The organism is Streptomyces sp. RLA012 (genome assembly GCF_056270325.1).
In genome coordinates, this window is sequence record NZ_JBWDPA010000002.1 from 10,524,393 (window position 1) to 10,544,043 (window position 19,651).

At 71.0% G+C, this 19,651-nt stretch carries 22 protein-coding genes and 1 pseudogene; 15 read left to right on the plus strand and 8 right to left on the minus strand.

The window, feature by feature from the left end:
• Positions 1 to 3: 3 nt before the first annotated feature.
• From RV986_RS47960 to RV986_RS48000, 9 genes are all read left to right on the plus strand, one after another.
• Positions 4 to 108 (plus strand): DUF6893 family small protein, encoded by a 105-nt coding sequence (locus tag RV986_RS47960; RefSeq protein WP_475923381.1) that lies wholly within the window; start codon positions 4 to 6, stop codon positions 106 to 108.
• 169 nt (positions 109 to 277) lie between these two features.
• The gene (hypA, locus tag RV986_RS47965; protein WP_475923382.1) at positions 278 to 673 is read left to right on the plus strand and encodes a hydrogenase maturation nickel metallochaperone HypA; all 396 of its coding nucleotides are present in this window, start codon (positions 278 to 280) and stop codon (positions 671 to 673) included.
• 3 nt (positions 674 to 676) lie between these two features.
• Complete coding sequence (gene hypB / locus RV986_RS47970) at positions 677 to 1,468, plus strand: hydrogenase nickel incorporation protein HypB (protein WP_475923383.1); 792 nt, start codon at positions 677 to 679, stop codon at positions 1,466 to 1,468.
• On the plus strand, positions 1,465 to 3,927 hold the full coding sequence (gene hypF / locus RV986_RS47975) for a carbamoyltransferase HypF (RefSeq protein ID WP_475923384.1): 2,463 nt from the start codon (positions 1,465 to 1,467) through the stop codon (positions 3,925 to 3,927). The genes hypB and hypF overlap by 4 nt, the downstream gene beginning before the upstream one ends.
• A 20-nt stretch (positions 3,928 to 3,947) precedes the next feature.
• Positions 3,948 to 4,256 (plus strand): HypC/HybG/HupF family hydrogenase formation chaperone, encoded by a 309-nt coding sequence (locus RV986_RS47980; protein WP_475923385.1) that lies wholly within the window; start codon positions 3,948 to 3,950, stop codon positions 4,254 to 4,256.
• The gene (gene hypD / locus RV986_RS47985; protein ID WP_475923386.1) at positions 4,253 to 5,377 is read left to right on the plus strand and encodes a hydrogenase formation protein HypD; all 1,125 of its coding nucleotides are present in this window, start codon (positions 4,253 to 4,255) and stop codon (positions 5,375 to 5,377) included. Before RV986_RS47980 ends, hypD begins: the two co-directional genes overlap by 4 nt.
• Positions 5,370 to 6,476 (plus strand): hydrogenase expression/formation protein HypE, encoded by a 1,107-nt coding sequence (hypE, locus tag RV986_RS47990; RefSeq protein WP_475923387.1) that lies wholly within the window; start codon positions 5,370 to 5,372, stop codon positions 6,474 to 6,476. The genes hypD and hypE overlap by 8 nt, the downstream gene beginning before the upstream one ends.
• A gap of 118 nt (positions 6,477 to 6,594) precedes the next feature.
• A complete protein-coding gene (locus tag RV986_RS47995) occupies positions 6,595 to 7,077 on the plus strand; it encodes a VOC family protein (protein ID WP_475924682.1) in 483 nt (160 codons plus the stop codon).
• The gene (locus tag RV986_RS48000; RefSeq protein WP_475923388.1) at positions 7,074 to 7,910 is read left to right on the plus strand and encodes an SDR family oxidoreductase; all 837 of its coding nucleotides are present in this window, start codon (positions 7,074 to 7,076) and stop codon (positions 7,908 to 7,910) included. Before RV986_RS47995 ends, RV986_RS48000 begins: the two co-directional genes overlap by 4 nt.
• Positions 7,911 to 7,938: 28 nt before the next feature.
• On the opposite strand, the gene RV986_RS48005 is transcribed toward RV986_RS48000, so the two are convergent.
• Positions 7,939 to 8,940 (minus strand): LLM class flavin-dependent oxidoreductase, encoded by a 1,002-nt coding sequence (locus RV986_RS48005; RefSeq protein ID WP_475923389.1) that lies wholly within the window; start codon positions 8,938 to 8,940, stop codon positions 7,939 to 7,941.
• Positions 8,941 to 9,054: 114 nt separating this feature from the next.
• Here RV986_RS48005 and RV986_RS48010 point away from each other — a divergent pair, with 114 nt between their 5' ends.
• Positions 9,055 to 9,366, plus strand: coding sequence for a DUF1330 domain-containing protein (locus RV986_RS48010; protein WP_475923390.1), 312 nt, complete (start codon positions 9,055 to 9,057; stop codon positions 9,364 to 9,366).
• Positions 9,367 to 9,414: 48 nt separating this feature from the next.
• On the opposite strand, the gene RV986_RS48015 is transcribed toward RV986_RS48010, so the two are convergent.
• The 4 genes from RV986_RS48015 to RV986_RS48030 form a co-directional block, all read right to left on the minus strand.
• The gene (locus RV986_RS48015; protein WP_475923391.1) at positions 9,415 to 9,603 is read right to left on the minus strand and encodes a ferredoxin; all 189 of its coding nucleotides are present in this window, start codon (positions 9,601 to 9,603) and stop codon (positions 9,415 to 9,417) included.
• Positions 9,600 to 10,889 carry a cytochrome P450 gene (locus RV986_RS48020; RefSeq protein WP_475923392.1) on the minus strand — a complete coding sequence of 430 codons (1,290 nt, stop codon included), beginning with the start codon at positions 10,887 to 10,889 and terminating at the stop codon, positions 9,600 to 9,602. Before RV986_RS48020 ends, RV986_RS48015 begins: the two co-directional genes overlap by 4 nt.
• A 126-nt stretch (positions 10,890 to 11,015) precedes the next feature.
• Positions 11,016 to 11,924, minus strand: a complete 909-nt coding sequence (locus tag RV986_RS48025) for an aromatic ring-hydroxylating oxygenase subunit alpha (RefSeq protein WP_475923393.1) — start codon at positions 11,922 to 11,924, stop codon at positions 11,016 to 11,018.
• A 484-nt stretch (positions 11,925 to 12,408) separates the two neighbouring features.
• The gene (locus RV986_RS48030) at positions 12,409 to 12,576 is read right to left on the minus strand and encodes a hydrophobic protein (RefSeq protein ID WP_475923394.1); all 168 of its coding nucleotides are present in this window, start codon (positions 12,574 to 12,576) and stop codon (positions 12,409 to 12,411) included.
• Between the two features lie 398 nt (positions 12,577 to 12,974).
• Between RV986_RS48030 and RV986_RS48035 the strand changes: the two genes are divergently transcribed.
• Positions 12,975 to 13,886, plus strand: a complete 912-nt coding sequence (locus RV986_RS48035) for an RNA polymerase sigma factor SigF (protein ID WP_475923395.1) — start codon at positions 12,975 to 12,977, stop codon at positions 13,884 to 13,886.
• A 37-nt stretch (positions 13,887 to 13,923) separates the two neighbouring features.
• Here RV986_RS48035 and RV986_RS48040 read toward each other — a convergent pair whose 3' ends face one another.
• Positions 13,924 to 14,301 (minus strand): ANTAR domain-containing protein, encoded by a 378-nt coding sequence (locus RV986_RS48040; protein WP_475923396.1) that lies wholly within the window; start codon positions 14,299 to 14,301, stop codon positions 13,924 to 13,926.
• A gap of 235 nt (positions 14,302 to 14,536) precedes the next feature.
• On the opposite strand from RV986_RS48040, the gene RV986_RS48045 reads away from it, so the two are divergent.
• Genes RV986_RS48045 through RV986_RS48055 form a run of 3 tightly spaced genes read left to right on the plus strand, consistent with a single transcriptional unit; the run spans position 14,537 to position 16,817 of the window.
• Positions 14,537 to 15,217, plus strand: a complete 681-nt coding sequence (locus tag RV986_RS48045) for an ABC transporter permease (RefSeq protein WP_475923397.1) — start codon at positions 14,537 to 14,539, stop codon at positions 15,215 to 15,217.
• Complete coding sequence (locus RV986_RS48050; protein WP_475923398.1) at positions 15,214 to 15,885, plus strand: ABC transporter permease; 672 nt, start codon at positions 15,214 to 15,216, stop codon at positions 15,883 to 15,885. The genes RV986_RS48045 and RV986_RS48050 overlap by 4 nt, the downstream gene beginning before the upstream one ends.
• Positions 15,882 to 16,817, plus strand: a complete 936-nt coding sequence (locus RV986_RS48055) for an ABC transporter substrate-binding protein (protein ID WP_475923399.1) — start codon at positions 15,882 to 15,884, stop codon at positions 16,815 to 16,817. The genes RV986_RS48050 and RV986_RS48055 overlap by 4 nt, the downstream gene beginning before the upstream one ends.
• 4 nt (positions 16,818 to 16,821) lie before the next feature.
• Here the strand turns inward: RV986_RS48055 and RV986_RS48060 are convergent.
• Positions 16,822 to 17,660: pseudogene (locus tag RV986_RS48060) on the minus strand (DUF1206 domain-containing protein).
• 116 nt (positions 17,661 to 17,776) lie between these two features.
• On the opposite strand from RV986_RS48060, the gene RV986_RS48065 reads away from it, so the two are divergent.
• Positions 17,777 to 18,379: an RBBP9/YdeN family alpha/beta hydrolase gene (locus tag RV986_RS48065; RefSeq protein ID WP_475923400.1), complete on the plus strand. Its 603-nt coding sequence runs from the start codon at positions 17,777 to 17,779 to the stop codon at positions 18,377 to 18,379.
• A 96-nt stretch (positions 18,380 to 18,475) separates the two neighbouring features.
• On the opposite strand, the gene RV986_RS48070 is transcribed toward RV986_RS48065, so the two are convergent.
• Complete coding sequence (locus RV986_RS48070) at positions 18,476 to 19,630, minus strand: ABC transporter ATP-binding protein (RefSeq protein ID WP_475923401.1); 1,155 nt, start codon at positions 19,628 to 19,630, stop codon at positions 18,476 to 18,478.
• Between the last annotated feature and the right edge of the window lie 21 nt (positions 19,631 to 19,651).

A 19,651-nucleotide genomic window follows, 5' to 3' on the forward strand; every position in this document is an offset into this window, starting at 1 on the left:
GCAATGATCAGGACCCTCATCGGGGGCGCGGTGGCCGTCGTGGTCGCCGTCGCCGTCGTGCAGTCCCTGCCCGACATCAGGCGCTACCTGCGGATGCACAACATGTGAACCGCCACCCGTGCTCCCCGGCCGACGTCGCGGTGCCGTTGCGGCGAACGGCGTACGCGGCCGGGTGGCGACGGCGTGCCGGTCCACCGCCCTGGGACGCCTCCCCTCTAATGAGGGCGGCGGACGCCCTGCCCGACCGACGGGCCTCCACCGGGACGGAGACCGATCGATGCACGAGATGTCCATCGCGCTGGCGGTGATCGGCCAGGTGGAAGAGGCGGCGGAGCGCGCCGGTGACATCACGGCCGTGCGCTCGGTACGGCTTCAGGTGGGCGAGCTGGCCGGTGTCGTACCCGATGCCCTCTCCTTCTGCTTCGAACTGGCCTGCGCCGGAACCGTCCTGGAAGGCGCCGAACTGGTCACCGACGCGGTCCCGGGCCGAGCCCGCTGCGCCCCGTGCGCGCACGAATGGGCCGTCGGCATGCCACCCCTGCTGACCTGCCCGCGGTGCGACGGAGCCACCACCGATCTGCTGGCGGGCCGTGAACTGCGGATCGTCAGCGTGCGGTGGGAGGACGGCCCGGCGCGCGCACCCGTCCGCGAACCGATTCCCGAGGAGCGCTGAACCATGTGTCGTGTGGTCGACCTGCAGCAGGCCGTCCTGGCCAAGAACGACGAGACCGCGCACACCCTGCGCGCCGGGCTTGCCGCCCGCGGCACCACGGTCGTCAACCTGCTGTCCAGCCCCGGCAGCGGCAAGACCGCCCTGCTGGAGCGGGAGTTGGTGCTGGCGCGGGAGCGGTCCGTGCCGGTCGCGGCACTCACCGCCGACCTCGCCACCGAGAACGACGCGGACCGGCTGGCGCGCTCGGGCGTCCCGGTCAAACAGGTCCTCACCGACGGGCTGTGCCACCTGGAGGCCGGGATGCTCGGCCGCCACCTGGAGGGCTGGCTGCCCGACGACACCCGGCTGCTGTTCGTGGAGAACGTCGGCAACCTGGTCTGCCCGGCCTCCTACGACCTGGGGGAGACGCTGAGAGTCGTGCTCGCCTCCGTGACCGAGGGCGAGGACAAGCCGCTCAAGTACCCCACCGCCTTCGGCCTCGCCCACCTGGTGGTGGTCACCAAGACGGACATCGCCGAGGCCGTCGAGTTCGACGAGGCGGCGTTCCGCGCGAACGTCGAACGGGTCAACCCCGGAGTGGACGTCCTGCTGACCTCCGCCCGCCGGGACCGGGGCGTCGGCGCCCTGCTCGACCGGGCGCTGGCGGCCGCGGACGGCGCGCCGCTCCACCAGCCGGTCATGGCCCGCCGACCGGACACCTCCTCCCACCCCCACCCTCACCAGCACGGCCATGAGCACCAGCACGGCAGTGACCACCCGCACGGCACCGGCGCCATGGCGCACTCCCACCCGTGAGCGGTTCACCGTCCCCGACCACCGTCGCCGACGGGACGCCGCTGCGCCGACGGGTCACCGTACGGGGTGTGGTGCAGGGCGTCGGCTTCCGGCCGTACGTCTACACGCTCGCCACCGGCCTGGACCTGTCCGGGCACGTGACCAACACCCCCGAGGGCGTCATCGCGGAGGTCGAGGGAACCCCTTCCGCCGTCGCCCGGTTCTGTGACCGGATCGCCGTCCAGGCACCGCCGCTGGCCCGCGTGGACTCCGTGCACCACGACGACGTACCCGTCACCGGCGACGCCGCGTTCACCATCCTCGCCTCCCGCACGCACGGCCCGGCGGGCACCCTGATCCCGCCCGACACCGCGACCTGCGCCGACTGCCTGCGCGAACTCGCCGATCCGGCCGACCGGCGCCACCGCCACCCCTTCATCAACTGCACACACTGCGGCCCCCGGTTCACGATCATCGGCGGACTGCCCTACGACCGCTCCCACACGACCATGGCCGGCTTCCCGATGTGCTCCGACTGCGCCCGCGAGTACGCCGATCCCGCCGACCGCCGCTTCCACGCGCAACCCGTCGCCTGCCCGGCCTGCGGCCCACGACTGCGGCTGCTCGTGCCGCGACCGGGCGCGGACGGTCCACCGGAGCCCGTCGCAGCGGCGGACCCCGTCGCCGAGGCCCGCGGGCTGCTGGCGAGCGGAGCGATCCTGGCGGTCAAGGGACTGGGCGGCTACCACCTGGCCTGCGACGCCACGGATCCGGCGGCCGTCGCGCTGCTGCGCCGCCGAAAGGCCAGGGGGGACAAGCCGTTCGCCGTCATGGCCCGCGGCCTCGACGACATCGAGCACCTCGTACGGATCGGTCCCGAGGAGCGGAGCCTGCTCGCCGGCGCCACCCGTCCCATCGTGCTGCTGCGCCGCCGTACGGAGGCATCGGTGGCGGCGGGGGGACCTCGGCCCGCCGACTCCGTCGCCCCCGGCAGCCCCGACCTCGGCGTCATGCTGCCGTACACCCCCCTGCACCACCTGCTGTTCGGTCTGCCCGGTGACCCGGAGGGGCCCCGGCTGCTCGTCATGACCAGCGGCAACGTGTCCGGGGAGCCGATCGTGACCGACGACGGGGAAGCGGTGGAGCGGCTCGCGCACCTCGCCGACGGCTGGCTCACCCACGACCGGCCGATCCATGTGCCGTGCGACGACTCCGTGGTGCGGGTGTGCGACGGCGAACCGCTGCTGGTGCGCCGCGCCCGTGGCTACACGCCCCTGCCGCTCACCCTTCCGGTGCCCGTGCGCCCGGCCCTCGCCGTGGGCGGGGACCTCAAGAACGTGCTCTGCCTCGGCGAGGGCCGCCGGGCCTGGCTGTCCGCCCACATCGGCGACATGGACGACCTCGCCACCCAGCGGGCCTTCGAACGCGCCGCGGCGCAACTGGAGTCGATCACCCCCGTACGACCGGAACTGCTCGCGGCCGACCGGCATCCCGGGTACCGCTCGGCCCGGTGGGCCGAGCGGAACGCGGCGGGCCGGCCCGTCGTACGCGTCCAGCACCATCACGCCCATGTCGCCGCCGCGATGGCGGAACACGGGCTGGACGGCAGCCGGCCGGTGATCGGGGTCGCCTTCGACGGCACGGGCTACGGGGACGACGGGGCGGTGTGGGGCGGCGAGTTCCTGCTCGCGGACTACGACGGCTTCCTCCGCTTCGGGCACCTCGCCCATGTGCCGCTGCCCGGCGGTGACGCGGCGGTGCGGCGGCCGTACCGGATGGCGCTCGCCCATCTGCGTGCGGCCGGGATCGGCTGGTCGGACGGGCTGGCCTGCGTGGCCGCCTGCCCGCGCGAGGAACGGCTCGTGCTGGAACGGCAGTTGGAGCGCGACCTGAACTGTGTCCCCACCTCCAGCATGGGTCGCCTCTTCGACGCCGTGTCCTCCCTGGCGGGCGTCTGCCACCGGTCCGGATACGAGGCCCAGGCGGCGGTCGAACTGGAGGCCGCCGCACTGCGGGCTCCCGCCGGGGATCCCGGCGCCTACACCTTCGCCCTCCGGCCGGCCGGGCCGGGCGACGGCGGGCCCCCGAGGACGCATGGCGCCTGCGGACCCGGCGCACGAGGCCCGGCGGATCAGGGCCCCGTCGTCGCCGACCCCGCGCCCGTGTTCGCCGCCATCGTGGCCGATCTGCGCGCGGGTGCCGGACCGGACGTCGTCGCGGCCCGCTTCCACCGGGCCGTCGCCGGTCTCGTGCACCACCTCTGTGCACGGGCGCGGGAGCGGCACGGGGTGGGGACCGTGGCGCTGACCGGCGGTGTGTTCGCCAACTCGCTGCTCTCCTCGGCCTGCGCGGCGGCCCTCGGCGCGGACGGCTTCACGGTCCTGCGCCACCATCTGGTCCCCCCGGGCGACGGCGGTCTGGCGCTGGGCCAGCTCGTGGTGGCCGCGCGTGCCGAGGACCGTGTCCGAGCCAACGACTGACCAACAGCGAGGAGAGGCCCATGTGCCTGGCGGTACCCGGCAGAGTGCTGGACATCGAGGAACGTGACGGCACCCGGATGGCCAACGTCGACTTCGGCGGTGTGGTCAAGGAGGTGTGCCTGGAGTACCTGCCCGACCTCAAGGTCGGCGAGTACGCCATCGTCCACGTCGGATTCGCGCTGCAGCGCCTCGACGAGGAGTCGGCGAAGCAGACGCTCGAACTCTTCGCCACCCTCGGCCTGCTGCAGGAGGAGTTCGGCGACCCCTGGGAGATGGCCGCCGAGGCGGGCGAAACGCTGCCGCCCGGGGGAGAGGAGGCGCGGAAGTGAAGTACATGGACGAGTTCCAGGACCCGGAGCTGGCGCGCAGGCTGCTCGACGACATCCACGCCACGGTCACCAGGCCGTGGGCGCTGATGGAGGTCTGCGGCGGCCAGACGCACACCATCATCCGGCACGGCATCGACCAACTCCTGCCGGACCAGGTCGAATTGATCCACGGTCCGGGCTGCCCGGTGTGTGTGACACCCCTGGAGGTCATCGACAAGGCGCTGGAGATCGCCTCCCGGCCCGGGGTGATCTTCTGTTCCTTCGGCGACATGCTCCGCGTTCCCGGCACCGGACGGGACCTGTTCCAGGTGCGGAGCGCGGGCGGTGACGTACGGGTCGTCTACTCGCCGCTCGACGCCCTGCGGATCGCCCAGCGGCACCCCGACCGTGAGGTGGTCTTCTTCGGCATCGGCTTCGAGACGACCGCGCCGCCCAACGCGATGACGGTGTATCAGGCCCGCAAGCTCGGCATCCCGAACTTCAGCCTGCTGGTGTCCCATGTGCGCGTACCGCCCGCCATCGAGGCCATCATGCGGTCCCCGAGCTGCCGTGTGCAGGGCTTCCTCGCGGCCGGTCATGTGTGCAGCGTGATGGGGGTGGGGGAGTACCCGGAGCTGGCGGAGCGCTTCCGCGTCCCGATCGTCGTGACCGGATTCGAGCCCCTCGACATCCTCGAAGGCGTACGGCGGACCGTGGTCCAACTGGAGCGCGGCGAACACACCGTCGACAACGCCTACTCCCGAGCCGTCCGCCCGGAGGGGAACCCGGCCGCACGGGCCATGCTGGAGGACGTCTTCGAGGTCACCGACCGGGCCTGGCGCGGCATCGGCGTGATTCCCGACAGCGGCTGGCGGCTGTCGGCGAAATACCGTGCCTACGACGCCGAGCACCGCTTCTCGGTCGAGGGCATCCAGACCCGAGAACCGGCCGAATGCCGCAGCGGCGAGGTCCTGCAGGGCCTGCTCAAGCCGCACGAGTGCGAGGCGTTCGGCACCCTCTGCACCCCCCGCACCCCGCTCGGCGCCACCATGGTCTCCAGCGAGGGCGCCTGCGCCGCGTACTACCTCTACCGGCGCCTGGACATCACCCCCGCGCCCCGGGAGGCGACCCCCGTTGTCTGAGACCACCAGCACCACCAGCATCATCGGCGCCACCGAACTGCGTACGCCCGTACTCGACCCCGCCGTCTGGACCTGCCCGGCGCCGCTGCGCGACCAGCCGAGGGTCGTCATGGGACACGGGGGCGGCGGGGCGCTGTCCGCCGAACTCGTCCAGCATGTCTTCGCGCCCGCGTTCGGCGGTGAGGTGCTCGCTCAGATGGGCGACGCCGCGGCGCTGTCGCTGGGCGGTGTCCGGATGGCCTTCTCCACCGACTCCTTCGTGGTGCGGCCGCTGTTCTTCCCCGGTGGCAGCATCGGCGACCTCGCCGTCAACGGCACCGTCAACGACCTCGCCATGAGCGGCGCCCGGGCCGCGTACCTCTCCTGCGGCTTCATCCTGGAGGAGGGCGTCGAGATGGAGACCGTCGCCCGTGTGGCCGAGGCACTCGGCGCGGCGGCACGGACCGCGGGCGTCGAGGTCGCGACCGGTGACACCAAGGTGGTGGAGGCCGGTCACGGCGACGGGATCTTCATCAACACGGCCGGAATCGGGCTCATCCCGGCGGGCGTCGACCTGCGCCCGCAGCGGGTCGTGCCCGGTGATGTCGTGCTGGTCAGCGGCGCGATCGGGGTGCACGGCGTGGCGATCATGAGCGTCCGCGAGGGCCTGGAGTTCGGGGTGGAGATCGAGAGCGACTGCGCGGCGCTCGGCGGTCTGGTCGACGCCATGCTCGCCGTCACCCCGGATCTGCATGTGCTGCGCGACCCCACCCGGGGCGGGCTGGCCGCCGCCCTGAACGAGATCGCGGCGGCCTCGGGCACCGGGGTCGTCATCCGGGAGCGCGACGTCCCGGTCCCGCCCGCCGTCGCCAACGCGTGTGCCGTACTGGGCCTCGACCCCCTGTACGTCGCCAACGAGGGCAAGCTGGTGGCGTTCGTGCCGCGCGAGCACGCCGACGCCGTACTCGATGCCATGCGGGCCCACCCCCTCGGCGCGGAGTCCAGGGTCGTCGGCGAGGTCGTGGACGCCCATCCGGGCATGGTGGTGGCCCGCACCGGGCTGGGCGGCACCCGGGTGGTCGACCTGCCGATCGGGGAACAGCTGCCGAGGATCTGCTGACGCTGATCGACGACCCCTCCATTGCGTTCGCCGATCCGGTGAGAATATCATTCTCATTTGAAAGAATGAACTTCTTTCCGCGGTTGAACTCAACGACGAGGGAGACACCTTGGAAGCGATGGAGTACGGGCGGGCGGCTGTCGGCCGGGTGCTGAAGGCCGAGGACCAGTTTCATCTCGGCATCGTCGTGGAGGACTTCGAGACGAGCTTGACCGAGTTCACCTCCCTGTTCGGATACGAGTGGAGCGGTGAGGTCAGAGGACCGGTCCCGGTGACGCTGCCGGGCGGAGACACCGTCGTCGAGATGGGGTGTGTGTTCTCGACGACGGCACCCCGGCTGGAAGTCGTCCGGCGCGTTCCGGGAACCCTCTGGGAACCGGCGGCCGGAGGCGCCGTCCACCATGTCGGCTACTGGTCCGACGACATCGCCGCGGACGCCGCCGAGCTCGTGCGCCACGGTTTCGTCGAGGAGGCGAAGCGCTCGGGTGCCGACGGCGCCTCGTTCGCCTTCCTGCGCAGCCCGGTGAGCGGCTATCGCGTCGAACTGGTGAGCCGGCTGGCTCAGTCGGGGCTGAAGCGGCTGTGGGGGGAAGACGCATGACGACGGTCGGGATCGTCACCGGCGCCGGCCGCGGCATGGGGCTGGCCTGCGCGCAGCGGCTCACCGGCCAGGTGGACACGCTGGTCCTCGTCGACCGGGACGAGGCGACCGTGACCGCGGCCGCCAAGGACCTGGCCGTCACCGGGCACGGGGCCGCCGCCGAGCCGTTCGTGCTCGACATCACCGACGCCGAGGGCCTCGCCGGGCTCGCCGCGCGCGTCGGCGAACTCGGCACCCTGCGTGCCGTCGCGCACGCCGCGGGCATCTCGCCCACCATGGCCGACTGGCGCCGCATCTTCACCGTCGACCTGGTCGGGACGGCGCTGCTGGCCGAGGCGCTCCGCCCGCTCGCCACCGCCGATACGGCCCTGGTGTGCTTCGCCTCGATGGCCCCGCTGCTCGGCGGCACCGAACCGGACCCGGCCGTCGACGCGGTGCTGGACGAGCCGCTCGACGAGCGGTTCCTCGACCGCGTCCACGAGGCCGTCGGGCCGGCGATCGAGAACACCGGTATCGCCTACTCGTGGGCCAAACGCGGGGTGCATCGCTTCGTCCAGCGGGAGGCGGTGCGCATCGGCCCCCTGGGCGCCCGTATCTGCTCGGTCTCTCCGGGCCTCATCGACACCCCCCAGGGCCGGCAGGAATCCGCGAGCCACCCGGGGATGGAACTGCTGCTGCGGCAGACCCCGCTCGGCCGGCGGGGGCGGTCCGAGGACGTCGCCGCGGCCGTCGCCTTCCTGTTGTCGTCCGAAGCCGGTTTCCTCAGCGGGATCGACCTCCTCGTGGACGGCGGTGTGTGTGCCGCCGTCCGGACACGAGCCGGCCGCACCTGAGCGACTCCGAGCCCGGCCCCGGCGCCGCTCAGCGCTCCGCCACCGACTGCCGCCGCTGGTGGGCGGTGGCGAAGGCGCGCAGTTCGCGGGCCACGTCGGGCCCGCTCGGGGTGTAGACGACCTCGCGGAAGCCGAAGTCGGCGAGCCGCACGAGGCTTCTGCCGACACGGGCCGCGTCGCCGACCATCGTCTTGAGGTCGATGTGTTCGAGGAGCCGGCGATCGCGGTCCGGGAGGTGCGTGACATGGCCTTCGAAGGTGAGCAGATGGCGTTCGCCGTCGGGGGCGAGTTCCTCCAGCGCCTCCCGCCAGGCCCGGCCCCCGGGCAGGGCGTCGACCGCTTCGGCGCCGCCCTTGGCGTACGCGTTGTGCCAGTCGACGACCCGCCACGGTCCGACCGCCTCCCGGACCCGGTCCGAGTCCCGGTCCTCGCCCGGGTCGAGCACCGTGCCGGAGACGATCGTCGCGGTCGGGAGCGTGGGGTGCGGGGGCCCGATGATTCCGTCGGCCACCTTCTGGGCCAGTGCGATCCCGCGGGGGCCGAACACGCTGACCCAGAGGGGCACTTCGATCGGCCGCGGCCGGGCCAGGCCGGCCGCGTGCAGCATCCGGACCGGTTTGCCGTCGGCGAGCGCCGTCTCTCCGGCCAGCAGGTGACGCAGAGAGGTGACGTAGTCGGCGAGCGCGTTCAACGCCATAGGGCGCGCGCCCACCGCGAGGCGAGCCGTGAAGCCCGTACCGAAGCATGCTCGAAAGCGCCCACGAGAGATACGGGCGACGGTGGCGATGCCGGACGCCATGGCCATCACCGACCGCTGGTCGGGAATGAGGACGGAGGTGGCGAGACGGATGCGGTCGGTCCGCTCCGCGGCGAGAGCGAGGTGGACGAAGGGGTCTTCCCACAGCGGCGCCGAGTCGTAGATCCACACCCTGGAGTAGCCGAGTTCCTCGGCCAGTACGGCGAGGTCCGCGAAGGCGGGACCCGGCGGGAGCCCGCAGGACAGTTCGAGGTCCGTCACGTCGGTGCTCATCCGACGGCCAAGGAGCCCGGTGCTGTGCCGTACCTCATATCTCGCATAACTTATTTCCCTCTCATTTCTGACTTACCGTCATCAGGCGCCATCTGCCGCTTCAAAGGAGGACCAATGCCCAAGGGTTATGTCATTCTCACCGAGGCCATCAAGGATCAGGCGGGCATGGCCGAGTACGGCCGGGCGGCCCGGGTGTCGATGGCTCAGAGCGGTGCTTCCGTCCTGGCGTTGGATTCACAACCCCAGGTCGTGGAGGGCGAATGGCACGGCGACACGACGGTCGTGCTCGAATTCGCATCGGTGGAAGCGGCCCGCGCCTGGTACGAGTCGGCCGCGTACGAGGAGGCGAAGCCGCTGCGGCAGGCCGCGGCCGGCAGCAATGTCGTGATCGTCTCCGGGTTCGAGATACCGCCGCGATCCGCCTGACGAGGCGGCATCGGCCGCGGCCCGCGCGACGAACGCGGGCCGCGACCGTCAGTCCAGGGTGATGGCGCGCTCGGGACAACTGCCCATCGCCGTACGCACCGTCTCCTCGAACGCGGCGGGCACCTCGGGCGTGAGCACCACCGCGTAACCGTCGTCGACCAGGTCGAACACCTCGGGGCAGAGCGACCAGCACACCCCGTGTCCCCGGCAGCGGTCCTCGTCCACCTTCGCCTTCACCGCGCCGACTCCTCGGCGAGGGTGAACTCGACGTTCAGGTTGGTCAGACCGCGCAGGATGTACGTCGGGATGTAGGAGTAGTGGCGGTCGCCCTCGGGGCCGTGCACGCGCTCCGAGAGCGTGATGTCGGCCGTACGGTCGAGGAGCCGCTCGATCGCCACCCGGCCCTCGGCACGCGCCAGCGGCGCACCGGGGCAGGTGTGGATGCCACGCCCGAACGCGATGTGGTGACGGGCGTTGGCACGCGCGGGGTCGAAGGAGTCCGGATCCTCGAAGTGACGCGGGTCGCGGTTCGCGGCCCCGTTCAGCACCATCACCGTGGTGCCTGCCGGGATGTCGACCCCGCCCACCGTGGTCGGCACCCTGGACAGCCGGAAGTCGCCCTTGATCGGGCTCTCCATCCGCAGCGCCTCTTCGATGAAGTTGGGGATGCGGTCGCGCTCCTCGCGCAGTTGCCGCTGCAGCTCGGGGCGCTCGACGAGCAGCTTGAGCGCGGAGCTGAGCAGCCGGACCGTGGTCTCCTGACCGGCGGCGAAGAGGTTGGTCGCCACCCGGGCGACATCGGCGACATCGGGTGTCGAGCCGTCCGGGAACGTCGCGGAGGCCAGGCCGGAGAGCACGTCGTTGCGCGGTTCGCGGCGTCGTTCCTCGATATAGGACGCGAACCGCCCGTACAGGTACTCCAGCGGCGTGTGCTCCATCTCCCGTTCCGTACTGCCCACGCCGCCGTCCGCCTGCGGCCGGTGCTCCAGCCCCTCGACGAACTCCTCGCGGTCCTCATCGGGCACACCGAGCAGGTCGGTGATGACGCGCAGGGTGAACGGGCCCGCGAACCCGCTGATGAAGTCGCCCTCGCCCTGGGCGAGGAAGGTGTCCAGCTGGCGGTCGGCCAGCTGCCACATCGCCGCCTCGTTCTCCTTGAGGCGTCTCGGTGTGATCAGCCGCATCAGCAGCGCGCGGTGGTCCGTGTGCGTCGGCGGGTCCAGCGTCGGAAGCTGGTCGCTGAAGGGGAGTTCGGCACGATGCCGCTCGATCAGCTCGCTCACGTCGTCGCCTTCGAGCGGGACCGGGAACCCCGGGAAGGGGCCGGTCACCGAGAGGCAGGACGAGAACGTCTCGCTGTCGTTGAACACTTGAACCGCTTCGTCGTACCCCGTCACCATCACCACGTCGTGATGACTCTCGCGCCGTACGGGACACTTCCCGCGCATCGCCTCGAAGTAGGGGTAGGGGTCCGCGACGAGCCCGTCGTCCCGGAAGAAGTTCATCGCCTCGAAGTCGTTCACCGTGTGCAACGCTCCCTTCGAACACCGCAACGCGGGTGTCCCGCCGGTGGTGAATTGAGTGGTTCGCTGAGCTTGAGCGGCTCGTGCAGTGGTGCACTGGTGCACTGGTTCGGTGGTGCGGTCGGCTCAAGGCAGTGGTTCCGCGATCCGGTGGGCCCCGCCGAGCTCTTCGCCCAGGTCCGGCTCGGCCCAGGGGCCGAACAGGCCGCTGCGCGTGGCGATTTCGATGGGGTACTGGTAGTCGGCGGGCCACAGCCGGCGCGGCGCACCGGAGGTGGTGACCATCCGGTGCGGGCCGTCGAGCTGGTAGTGCGGTGCCTCGAAGCCGGTCATCTTGGGACGGGCCGCCGGGGTCGCCTCCTGCGAGTGCAGCACGGGCACGTGGTAGTACTCCTGGAACGCGTCCAGGAAGACCTTCCAGTTGCAGTGGACGTCCGCGCGGAAGTCGTAGCGCTCGGTCAGCCGGTCGAAGGGGCAGCCGTCGAGAGGCGTGATCATCGGGCCGAGGAACTCCGGCAGGGACTGCTCCGGTTCCTTCGCCAGATTGACGAAGATGAACCCGGCCCACACCTCGCAGTGCACCGGGACCAGGCCGTGGTCGTCCTTGTCGAGGTCGACGAACTCGCCCTCCTGCTGGACGAAGGTGAGTTTGCCGGTGAGGTCGTAGCGCCAGGCGTGGTATTTGCAGGTGAACTGGTGGCAGGTGCCTTTGACTCCTTCGCCGGGGAAGTCGTTCCAGACGAGTTTGTTGCCGCGGTGGCGGCAGACGTTGTGGAAGGCGCGGATCTGCTGGTCGCGGCCGCGGACGATGATCAGTGAGGTGTCGGCGGCGGCGAGTTCCCGGGTGAAGTAGTGGCCGGGTTTGGGGACCTGCTCGATCCGGCCGACGTTGAGCCAGGTCCGCTTGAAGACGGCCTCGCGCTCGGCCTCGTAGTACGCGGGATCGATCGAGTCCTCGTAGTTCACGGGACTCGTGCCCAGTTCGGGATACTGCGCGGTCCAGCTTCCCGCGGCGGGCTTCGCGAAGTGGGGCACGGGGCTGCCTCTCCTGTTCGGGCGCTACGCCCAAGGTGTCGAACGCCATGACCGCAGGCGGTGCACGCCCATGCTGACGAATAGTTCCGATCTCGCAGGTGAGAAGTGCATTCTCTACATTGAGCATTAGATTTCCACGGTGTGGCTGTGCCGTCAACGGTCGACGGGGGAGCCGGGTGAATCCGGGATCGCGCGCACGGCGCCGCAGTTGGAGTGATGCGGTGAGGGGCGCAGGTCGTCGGGCTGCCGGTGGCTTGGGGTCGCGACATCGCCGCCGGTCATCCGAACGGGGTGTGCCGACATCAGGACTTGCTGTTTCAGGGACTCTGTCCCGAAGGGCCGCCGGCGTCGCCCGTCCCGAATGACCGCCGACGTCGACGCGCCGCATGAACGGGACCGGCCGCCGAGGCTGCGAGGCCTCGGCGGCCGGTCCCGTATGTCCCGTGCGCCGGGGCTCCTGCGTGCAGGAGTTCCGGCGGGCGATTCACCACCTGTACCAGTGGGCCCTTCCGCCGCCCGCGGAGCCGCGCACCAGGAAGCCGAGGACCCACAGCACGAGCACGGCGAGCGCCACGTACCAGAGGATGTTCACCGCGAACCCGGCTCCGAAGAGGACCAGGATCAGAAGCAGTACCAGCAGAATGGGGATCATGATCGACACCTCCTGAGGGTGCGAGTTCCCCGAATCGCCGGTTCATGCGGTGTATTGCCCGGTCAATCTTCAGACGATTGCCCGGTGGTGACGCGGCGAATACGCGGCATGCGTATTCGCGGTCGATATGTGACGCTCCCGGACTGCCCCATTGCCGGGCGTCACGTTATCTGTGACGGCATCGATGTTTTCTCCGTTTCCCTCCATGTTTTCTCCGTACGACGTTTCTCGACTGTTTCAAGGTGCCCGATATGGGGTAATTTTGTGGCAGTGCTTCGGACAGGAGGCACGTCCGTGGGAGCTGGTCCGCCAGATCGCGGGTGTGTCCCGTCCGATGTCGTGTGCGCTCTCCCATGGGGACTGTCCCGTCAGCAACCCCTGAGGGAGTTGTGAGCACCATGTCCATCACACTCAGCGCCAAGCGACACCCCCACGACGACGCCCCGGACACCGCCGCGGCCTTCGCCCGGCTCGCCGCGCTGCCCGACGGGCCCGAGCGGCAGGAACTGCGCGACGAGATCGTCCGGTCCTGGCTGCCCATGGCGCAGCGCGTCGCCGGTCGCTACCGCGGCAAGGGCGAGTCCGTCGAGGATCTCACCCAGGTCGCGGCGCTCGGCCTGGTCAAGGCCGTCAACCGCTTCGACCCCGACCGCGGCAACGCCTTCGAGAGCTACGCCGTCCCGACCATCACCGGCGAGATCAAGCGCCACTTCCGCGACCACATGTGGACCCTGCATGTGCCCCGCCGTGTCCAGGACCTGCGCAACAGGGTGCGCGCCGCGCTCAAGGACCTGTCGCAGACGAAGCCGGGCCGGGGGCCCTCCATCACCGAGATCGCCGAGTACGCGCAGCTGAGCGAGGAGGACGTACGCATCGGTCTGGAGGCCCTGGACAGCTTCTCCGCCCTCTCCCTGGACGCCGAACTGCCGGGCGCCGACGACGGCTACGCACTTACCGACGCGCTGGGCGCGGCCGACACCGGATTCGACCTGGTCATCGACCGCGAGTCGGTGAAGCCGGCCCTGCACGAGCTCCCCGAGCGCGAGCGGACCATCCTCTACCTGCGCTTCTTCCGGGGCATGACACAGAGTTGCATCGCCGAGCAGCTCGGCATCTCCCAGATGCACGTCTCCCGCCTGCTGAGCCACAGCTGCGCCACGGTGCGGGAGCAGGTGCTCGCCGAGTCGGCGCCGTGCGCGAGTGACGGACACACCCGGCCGCCCGACGGGTTGCCCCGACCGGGCGGTCGGAGGCGAGCTCACTGCCGAACCCTCCCGGGAGCGGTTGGCCAGCGTGCCACCTCCCTCTGAACTACCTGGGCAGACGCGATTCAAACAAATTCCGCGGTTACGGAGCGGGGGGAGCGCCGGGAATTTGCGTGGGCCCGTATCTGTCGAGCGTCTCTTCCAGGACCGCGTGGATATCGGGCGGAAGATCTCCCTTCCGTCCCCAGATGAGAATCATTTCGGCGATATTGCGCAGCTTGATGTTCGTGTGCTGCGAGACCTCCCGGAGTACGGCCCACCCCTGGTCGGGAGTCACCCGGCCGAGGGCGACCATCATGCCGATCGCCTGGTCCACCGTGGCATGCGAGGTGACGGCCTCCTTCAGCTGGTCGATCTCCTCCCGCAGTTCGACGATCTGTTCCGTCACCTCGGCGGATGCGGTCGGCTCCTCCGGGACCGCGCGTGGCGCGTCGTCTGCCGAACGGGCGTCTGACGTCATCGTCCCCTCCGAGGTCGGGAGCCGGGCGGTGGTGCACCGTCGTCCTTCGAGTCCATCGTGGGCCACTCGGCCGCGCCGATGCCAGTGCGGGGACGGGCCCACCGCCTCGTGAGCGGACGTGAGCGGACCGTCCGGCCGTCCGGGCGACCACCGCGTATCCCGAGGTGCGCTCGGCGGCACCCCGTACGGGTCACCGGAACGCGACGCCCCCGCCCGCCGCCGATGGAATGGACGCGTGACCGCGCCCCCGGACGACTGCCTCGTGCGCAACGAGTGGATCTGCGGCGCGTATCTGAGCACCCGCCGTCAGATCCTGCTCGACGCGGTCGTCCAGCACCTCCAGCTCACGGCGGTCTCCGTGCTCGTCGGACTCGCCCTCGCGGTGCCACTGGCCGTCCTCGCCCGCCGCTGGGGCTGGGCGGCCGGCCCGGTGCTGGGGGTGACCACGATCCTCTACACCATTCCCTCCCTCGCGATGTTCTCGCTGCTCCTGCCCGTCTACGGGCTGTCGGCCACGCTGGTCGTCGCCGGCCTCGTCCTGTACTCGCTGACCGTCCTCGTACGGAACATCCTGGCGGGCCTGCGCGCCGTCCCGGAGGAGACCCGGCAGGCCGCACGCGGCATGGGCTACGGGCCCGTCCGCCTCCTCCTCACCGTCGAGCTGCCGCTCGCCGTGCCCGCCGCGATGGCCGGACTGCGGATCGCCACCGTCTCGGCGGTCTCGCTGGTCACGGTCGGCGCGATCGTCGGCTTCGGAGGACTCGGCAATCTCATCTACTCCGGCATGAACACCTACTTCAAGGCACAGGTCCTCACCGCGTCCGTCCTGTGCGTCGTCATCGCCGTCGCCGCGGACCTGTTCCTGCTGGGAGCGCAGCGGCTCATGACCCCGTGGACCCGGGCCGCCCGCGGATGAACACCCTGACCGAGGCCTGGGACTGGCTCACCGACCCCGCGCACTGGTCGGGCGACGACGGCGTCTGGCACCGCCTCGCCCAGCACCTCGTCCTGACCGTCGTCTGTCTCGTCATCAGCTGCCTGATCGCGCTGCCGATCGCCCTCGTCCTCGGCCACCTCGGCAAGGGCGGCGCGCTCGCCGTCAACATCTCCAACATCGGTCGCGCCGTCCCCACCTTCGCCGTGCTGGTGCTCCTGCTGCTCACCCCGCTCGGCAAGTGGGGCGAGGGCCCGACCGTCGTCGCGCTGGTCCTCTTCGCCGTGCCACCGCTGCTCACCAACGCGTACGTCGGGATGCGCGAGGTCGACCGCAGCGTGGTGCGCGCGGCCCGCGGCATGGGGATGACCGGGCGACAGATGTTGTTTCGCGTGGAGCTGCCCCTTGCGCTCCCGATGGTCATGAACGGCGTACGCATCGCCGCCGTACAGCTGGTCGCGACCGCCACCATCGCCGCGCTCGCGGGCGGCGGCGGACTCGGCCGGATCATCACCGCGGGCTTCAACCTCGCGAGCACCCCGCAGGTCGTCGCCGGCGCGGTCCTCGTCGCCGTGTTCGCGCTGATCGTCGAGGGGATCTTCGAGATCGCCGAACGACTCGCGCCGCGCGGGGCGAGGAGCTCGCGATGAGGCGACCCGCCGTCGTCATCGCCGCACTCCTGCTCACCGGCTGCACCACCGGCCCGTCCCTGGAGAACCGCGGCGCGGTCACCGCACCGCCCGGCGACAGCAAGCGCCTGACCGTCGGTTCGGCCGGATTCACCGAGAGCGACCTGCTGGCCCAGATGTACGCGCTGCTGCTGAACCAGGCCGGATACAGGACATCCCTGCTGACCGTCGCCAACCGCGAACTCTACGAACCCGCGCTGGAATCGGGCCAGATCGACGTCGTACCGGAGTACGCGGCCACCTTCGCGGACTGGCTCAACGCCAAGGCCCACGGCGCCGACGCGCCGCCCGTGGGCTCGCCCGACCTCGCCACCACGATGAAGGCGCTCCGTTCGCTCGCCGCACCGCGCGGCCTCACCGTCCTCGACCCCGGCAGGGCCGTCGACCAGAACGCCTTCGCGGTGACGGCGGCGTACGCCCGGCAGCATCACCTGAAGACGCTCAGCGACCTCGGCGCGTCCCGCCTGCCGGTGCGGCTCGCGGCGGGCGACGAGTGCGTCCAGCGGCCGTACTGCGAACCCGGACTGAAGAAGACGTACGGCATCGACATCACCGCCGTGGACCCCAAGGGCGTCGGCACCACCCAGGCGAAGCGGGCGGTGCAGAGCGGCCAGGACCAGATGGTGCTCACCACCACGACGGACGCGACGCTGGACGAGTTCGGGCTGGTCCTCCTGGCCGACGACAAGCATCTGCAGAACGCCGACTACATCGTGCCCGTCGTCAACCGCTCGCGCGCGGGCGGCGAGGGCGTCACCAGGGCGCTCGGCAAGCTCAACGACGTACTCACCACCGCGGACCTGGCCGCGATGAACCGGCAGGTGGACAGCTGGCGACGGCTGCCCGAGGACGTGGCGCGGACCTGTCTCAAGGACAAGGGTCTGCTGAAGTGAGCGCTCAGACCCGGCGCCAGCGCGCCATCGCGAAAGAGAACAGGCCGAACAGTACGAGTCCGGCGGCGACGCACACCAGCAGCCACGGTCCCGCCGGAGTGTGGGCGAACGAGCGGATGGTGTCGTCCAGCCCCTTCGCCCTGTCGGGTTCGTACTCGATCGCCGCGCGCACGGCGAAACAGCCCGCCACGGCGAACACCAGCCCGCGCGCCGCGCCGCCGCCCACGCCGGTCACATCCACCAGCCGTCGTGTGCGCGTCGACATCTCACCGAGCTTCAGCTTCTTGTGGTACTTGCGCAACACGGCCCGGCCACCGATCAGCACACCCGCCACGACGATGCCGGCTCCGGCGGCCCCGACGATCCACTGCCCCGCCGGCCAACCCAGCACCTTGGCCGTCACATCCCGCGACTGCTGGTCACTCGAACCCTGCCCACCACTGCCCGAGCCCGCCGCGAACGACAGCACCGAGTAGGCGACGAACGCGTAGAACACGAACCGCGCGGCCGACAGCAGCCGCTTCTTCGCCGCACGGCCGTCCGGCCCGACGGAACCGAGGCACGCCTCGGACAGCCGCCACACCGCCATGCCGACGAGACCGACACCCAGCGCCCACAGCAGCACCGCGCCGAAGGGCTGCTGGGCGATCTCCGCGACGGCACCGTTGCGGTCCGCCTGCTTCTTCCCGTCCCCGAAGGCGATTCGTACCGCCAGTACACCGACCAGCAGGTAGATCACGCCCGCGCGGTCAGACCCGCCCGGGCGGCGTACTCCGTCGCCGGCCCCCTCGCCGCGCGCCGGGCCCTGATGCGCCCGGTCCGTGCTGTCGCACTTGCGTTCATGTGGACCTCCAGCGGTTCGAGTGCCCCCGCGGCGGAGCGACACACGTGCGCCGGCGGTGCCCAGTTCCCGCCGAGGACGGGCCCTGAATCCGCCCCCTGGTGGCCGATACTGAAGGGTGACTTCGAACTCGCGTTCTTTCCTGATCCTGCACGGCTGGCAGAACCACCGACCCGTGGACCACTGGGAGCACTGGCTGGCGAACGAGCTGACCGCCCGCGGCCACGCCGTCACCTACCCACAGCTCCCGGACCCCGACCACCCGGACCTGGAACTCTGGCTCGACCGGCTCCGCACCCACCTCGACGCTCTGGGGCACGAGCAGGAGCGTGTGGTCGTCTGCCACAGCCTCGCCGTCCCGCTCTGGCTGCACGCGGCGGCCCGCGGCCGGGCCCGGGCCGACCGGGTCCTTCTCGTCGCGCCGCCGTCCGACGAGGTCATGGCCGGCCACGAGGACATCGCCGGGTTCGTCGGTTCCGGCGCCACCGCCGCGCACCTGCGCGCCGCCGCCTCCGTGACCCGGCTCGTGGCCGCCGACGACGACCCGTACTGCCCGGGCGGCGCGGCCAAGGAGTACGGCGTGCCCCTCGACCTCGACACCGACGTCGTTCCGGGCGCCGCCCACCTGGACCTCGAAGCGGGCTACGGCCCCTGGCCCGCGGCCTTCGACTGGTGCCTGGATCCAGAGGTGCGCCTGTCCGCGCGCCCCGAGCCCCTATAGGGGTGCGGGGAACTGCGCGCCCAGCCACATCGGACCCGCACTCCGAAACGCACCCCAGTCCCCCCTCCCCCTCCTCCGCCCAACCCAGCGGAGCGCCTACGCCTCGGTCACCGAGTCGAACGACACCTCCCCCCGACCCACCCCCAAAGCGTCCGCGTCCACCGACCGCCGCAGCGCCTCGTGCAGCTTCGCCGGCGTCAGTACGCCGAGGAAGTGCGCCCCGTCCAGCACCGCGACCCAGCCCGCGTCGTGCTGGAGCATCACCCCGAAGGCCTGCTTGAGCGGGGCGCCCACCGGCACCCAGGAACTCATCCGGTGGACGCGGTCGCGTACCGAGCCGCCCGCCGCGAGTTCGTCGATGCCGACCCAGCCGTGCAGATCGCTGTCGGCGTCCAGGACGACGGCCCAGCGTGCGCCCTCCGCCCGCAGCCGGCCGGCGGCCGACTCGGCGGGCTCGTCCAGCCGGGCGAAGGGCGGCTGTTCCAGGTCGTCGGGCTGGATCTCGGTGACCGACAGCCGTTTCAGCCCACGGTCGGCGCCCACGAACTCGGCGACATACGGCGTGGCCGGGGTGCCGAGCACGGCCCCCGGTGTGTCGAACTGCTCGATGCGGCCCTGCCCGTACACCGCGATGCGGTCGCCGAGCCGGACCGCCTCCTCGATGTCGTGCGTGACCAGCAGCACGGTCTTGCGCACGGCTTCCTGCATCCGCAGGAACTCGTCCTGCAACTGCTCCCGGACCACCGGGTCGACGGCTCCGAAGGGCTCGTCCATCAGCAGGACGGGCGGGTCGGCGGCCAGCGCCCGTGCCACCCCGACCCGTTGCCGCTGGCCGCCCGACAACTGTTCCGGATAGCGCGAGCCGTACGTCTTCGGGTCCAGGCCCACCAGATCGAGCAGTTCGGCGGCGCGTGCCCGCGCCTTCGCCTTCTTCCAGCCGACGAGCGTGGGCACGGTGGCCGTGTTGTCGAGGATCGTCCGGTGCGGGAACAGGCCCACCTGCTGGATGACGTAACCGATCCGCCGCCGCAGCCGCACCGGGTCGACGCCGGCGATGTCCTCGCCGTTGACGAAGATCCGGCCCGAGGTCGGTTCGATGAGCCGGTTCACCATCATGATGGTCGTCGTCTTGCCGCAGCCCGACGGGCCGACGAGCGTGACGAGTTCGCCCTCGGTGACCTCGAAGGAGAGGTCGTCCACAGCCGTCGTGCCGTCCGGGTAGCGCTTGGTGACCTGTTCGAACCGGATCATCCCCTCACGCTAACCGCGCCG

What these genes read in the sequence shown, in the direction of transcription:
- RV986_RS48040 (WP_475923396.1), bottom strand. Translation starts at nt 14,301, where the DNA reads ATGACGTCAGACGCCCGTTCGGCAGACGACGCGCCACGCGCGGTCCCG.
- hypB (WP_475923383.1), top strand. Translation starts at nt 677, where the DNA reads ATGTGTCGTGTGGTCGACCTGCAGCAGGCCGTCCTGGCCAAGAACGAC.
- RV986_RS47980 (WP_475923385.1), top strand. Translation starts at nt 3,948, where the DNA reads ATGTGCCTGGCGGTACCCGGCAGAGTGCTGGACATCGAGGAACGTGAC.
- RV986_RS48000 (WP_475923388.1), top strand. Translation starts at nt 7,074, where the DNA reads ATGACGACGGTCGGGATCGTCACCGGCGCCGGCCGCGGCATGGGGCTG.
- RV986_RS48035 (WP_475923395.1), top strand. Translation starts at nt 12,975, where the DNA reads ATGTCCATCACACTCAGCGCCAAGCGACACCCCCACGACGACGCCCCG.
- hypA (WP_475923382.1), top strand. Translation starts at nt 278, where the DNA reads ATGCACGAGATGTCCATCGCGCTGGCGGTGATCGGCCAGGTGGAAGAG.
- RV986_RS48010 (WP_475923390.1), top strand. Translation starts at nt 9,055, where the DNA reads ATGCCCAAGGGTTATGTCATTCTCACCGAGGCCATCAAGGATCAGGCG.
- RV986_RS48005 (WP_475923389.1), bottom strand. Translation starts at nt 8,940, where the DNA reads ATGAGCACCGACGTGACGGACCTCGAACTGTCCTGCGGGCTCCCGCCG.
- RV986_RS48050 (WP_475923398.1), top strand. Translation starts at nt 15,214, where the DNA reads ATGAACACCCTGACCGAGGCCTGGGACTGGCTCACCGACCCCGCGCAC.
- RV986_RS48055 (WP_475923399.1), top strand. Translation starts at nt 15,882, where the DNA reads ATGAGGCGACCCGCCGTCGTCATCGCCGCACTCCTGCTCACCGGCTGC.
- RV986_RS48030 (WP_475923394.1), bottom strand. Translation starts at nt 12,576, where the DNA reads ATGATCCCCATTCTGCTGGTACTGCTTCTGATCCTGGTCCTCTTCGGA.
- RV986_RS47960 (WP_475923381.1), top strand. Translation starts at nt 4, where the DNA reads ATGATCAGGACCCTCATCGGGGGCGCGGTGGCCGTCGTGGTCGCCGTC.
- RV986_RS48070 (WP_475923401.1), bottom strand. Translation starts at nt 19,630, where the DNA reads ATGATCCGGTTCGAACAGGTCACCAAGCGCTACCCGGACGGCACGACG.
- RV986_RS47995 (WP_475924682.1), top strand. Translation starts at nt 6,595, where the DNA reads ATGGAGTACGGGCGGGCGGCTGTCGGCCGGGTGCTGAAGGCCGAGGAC.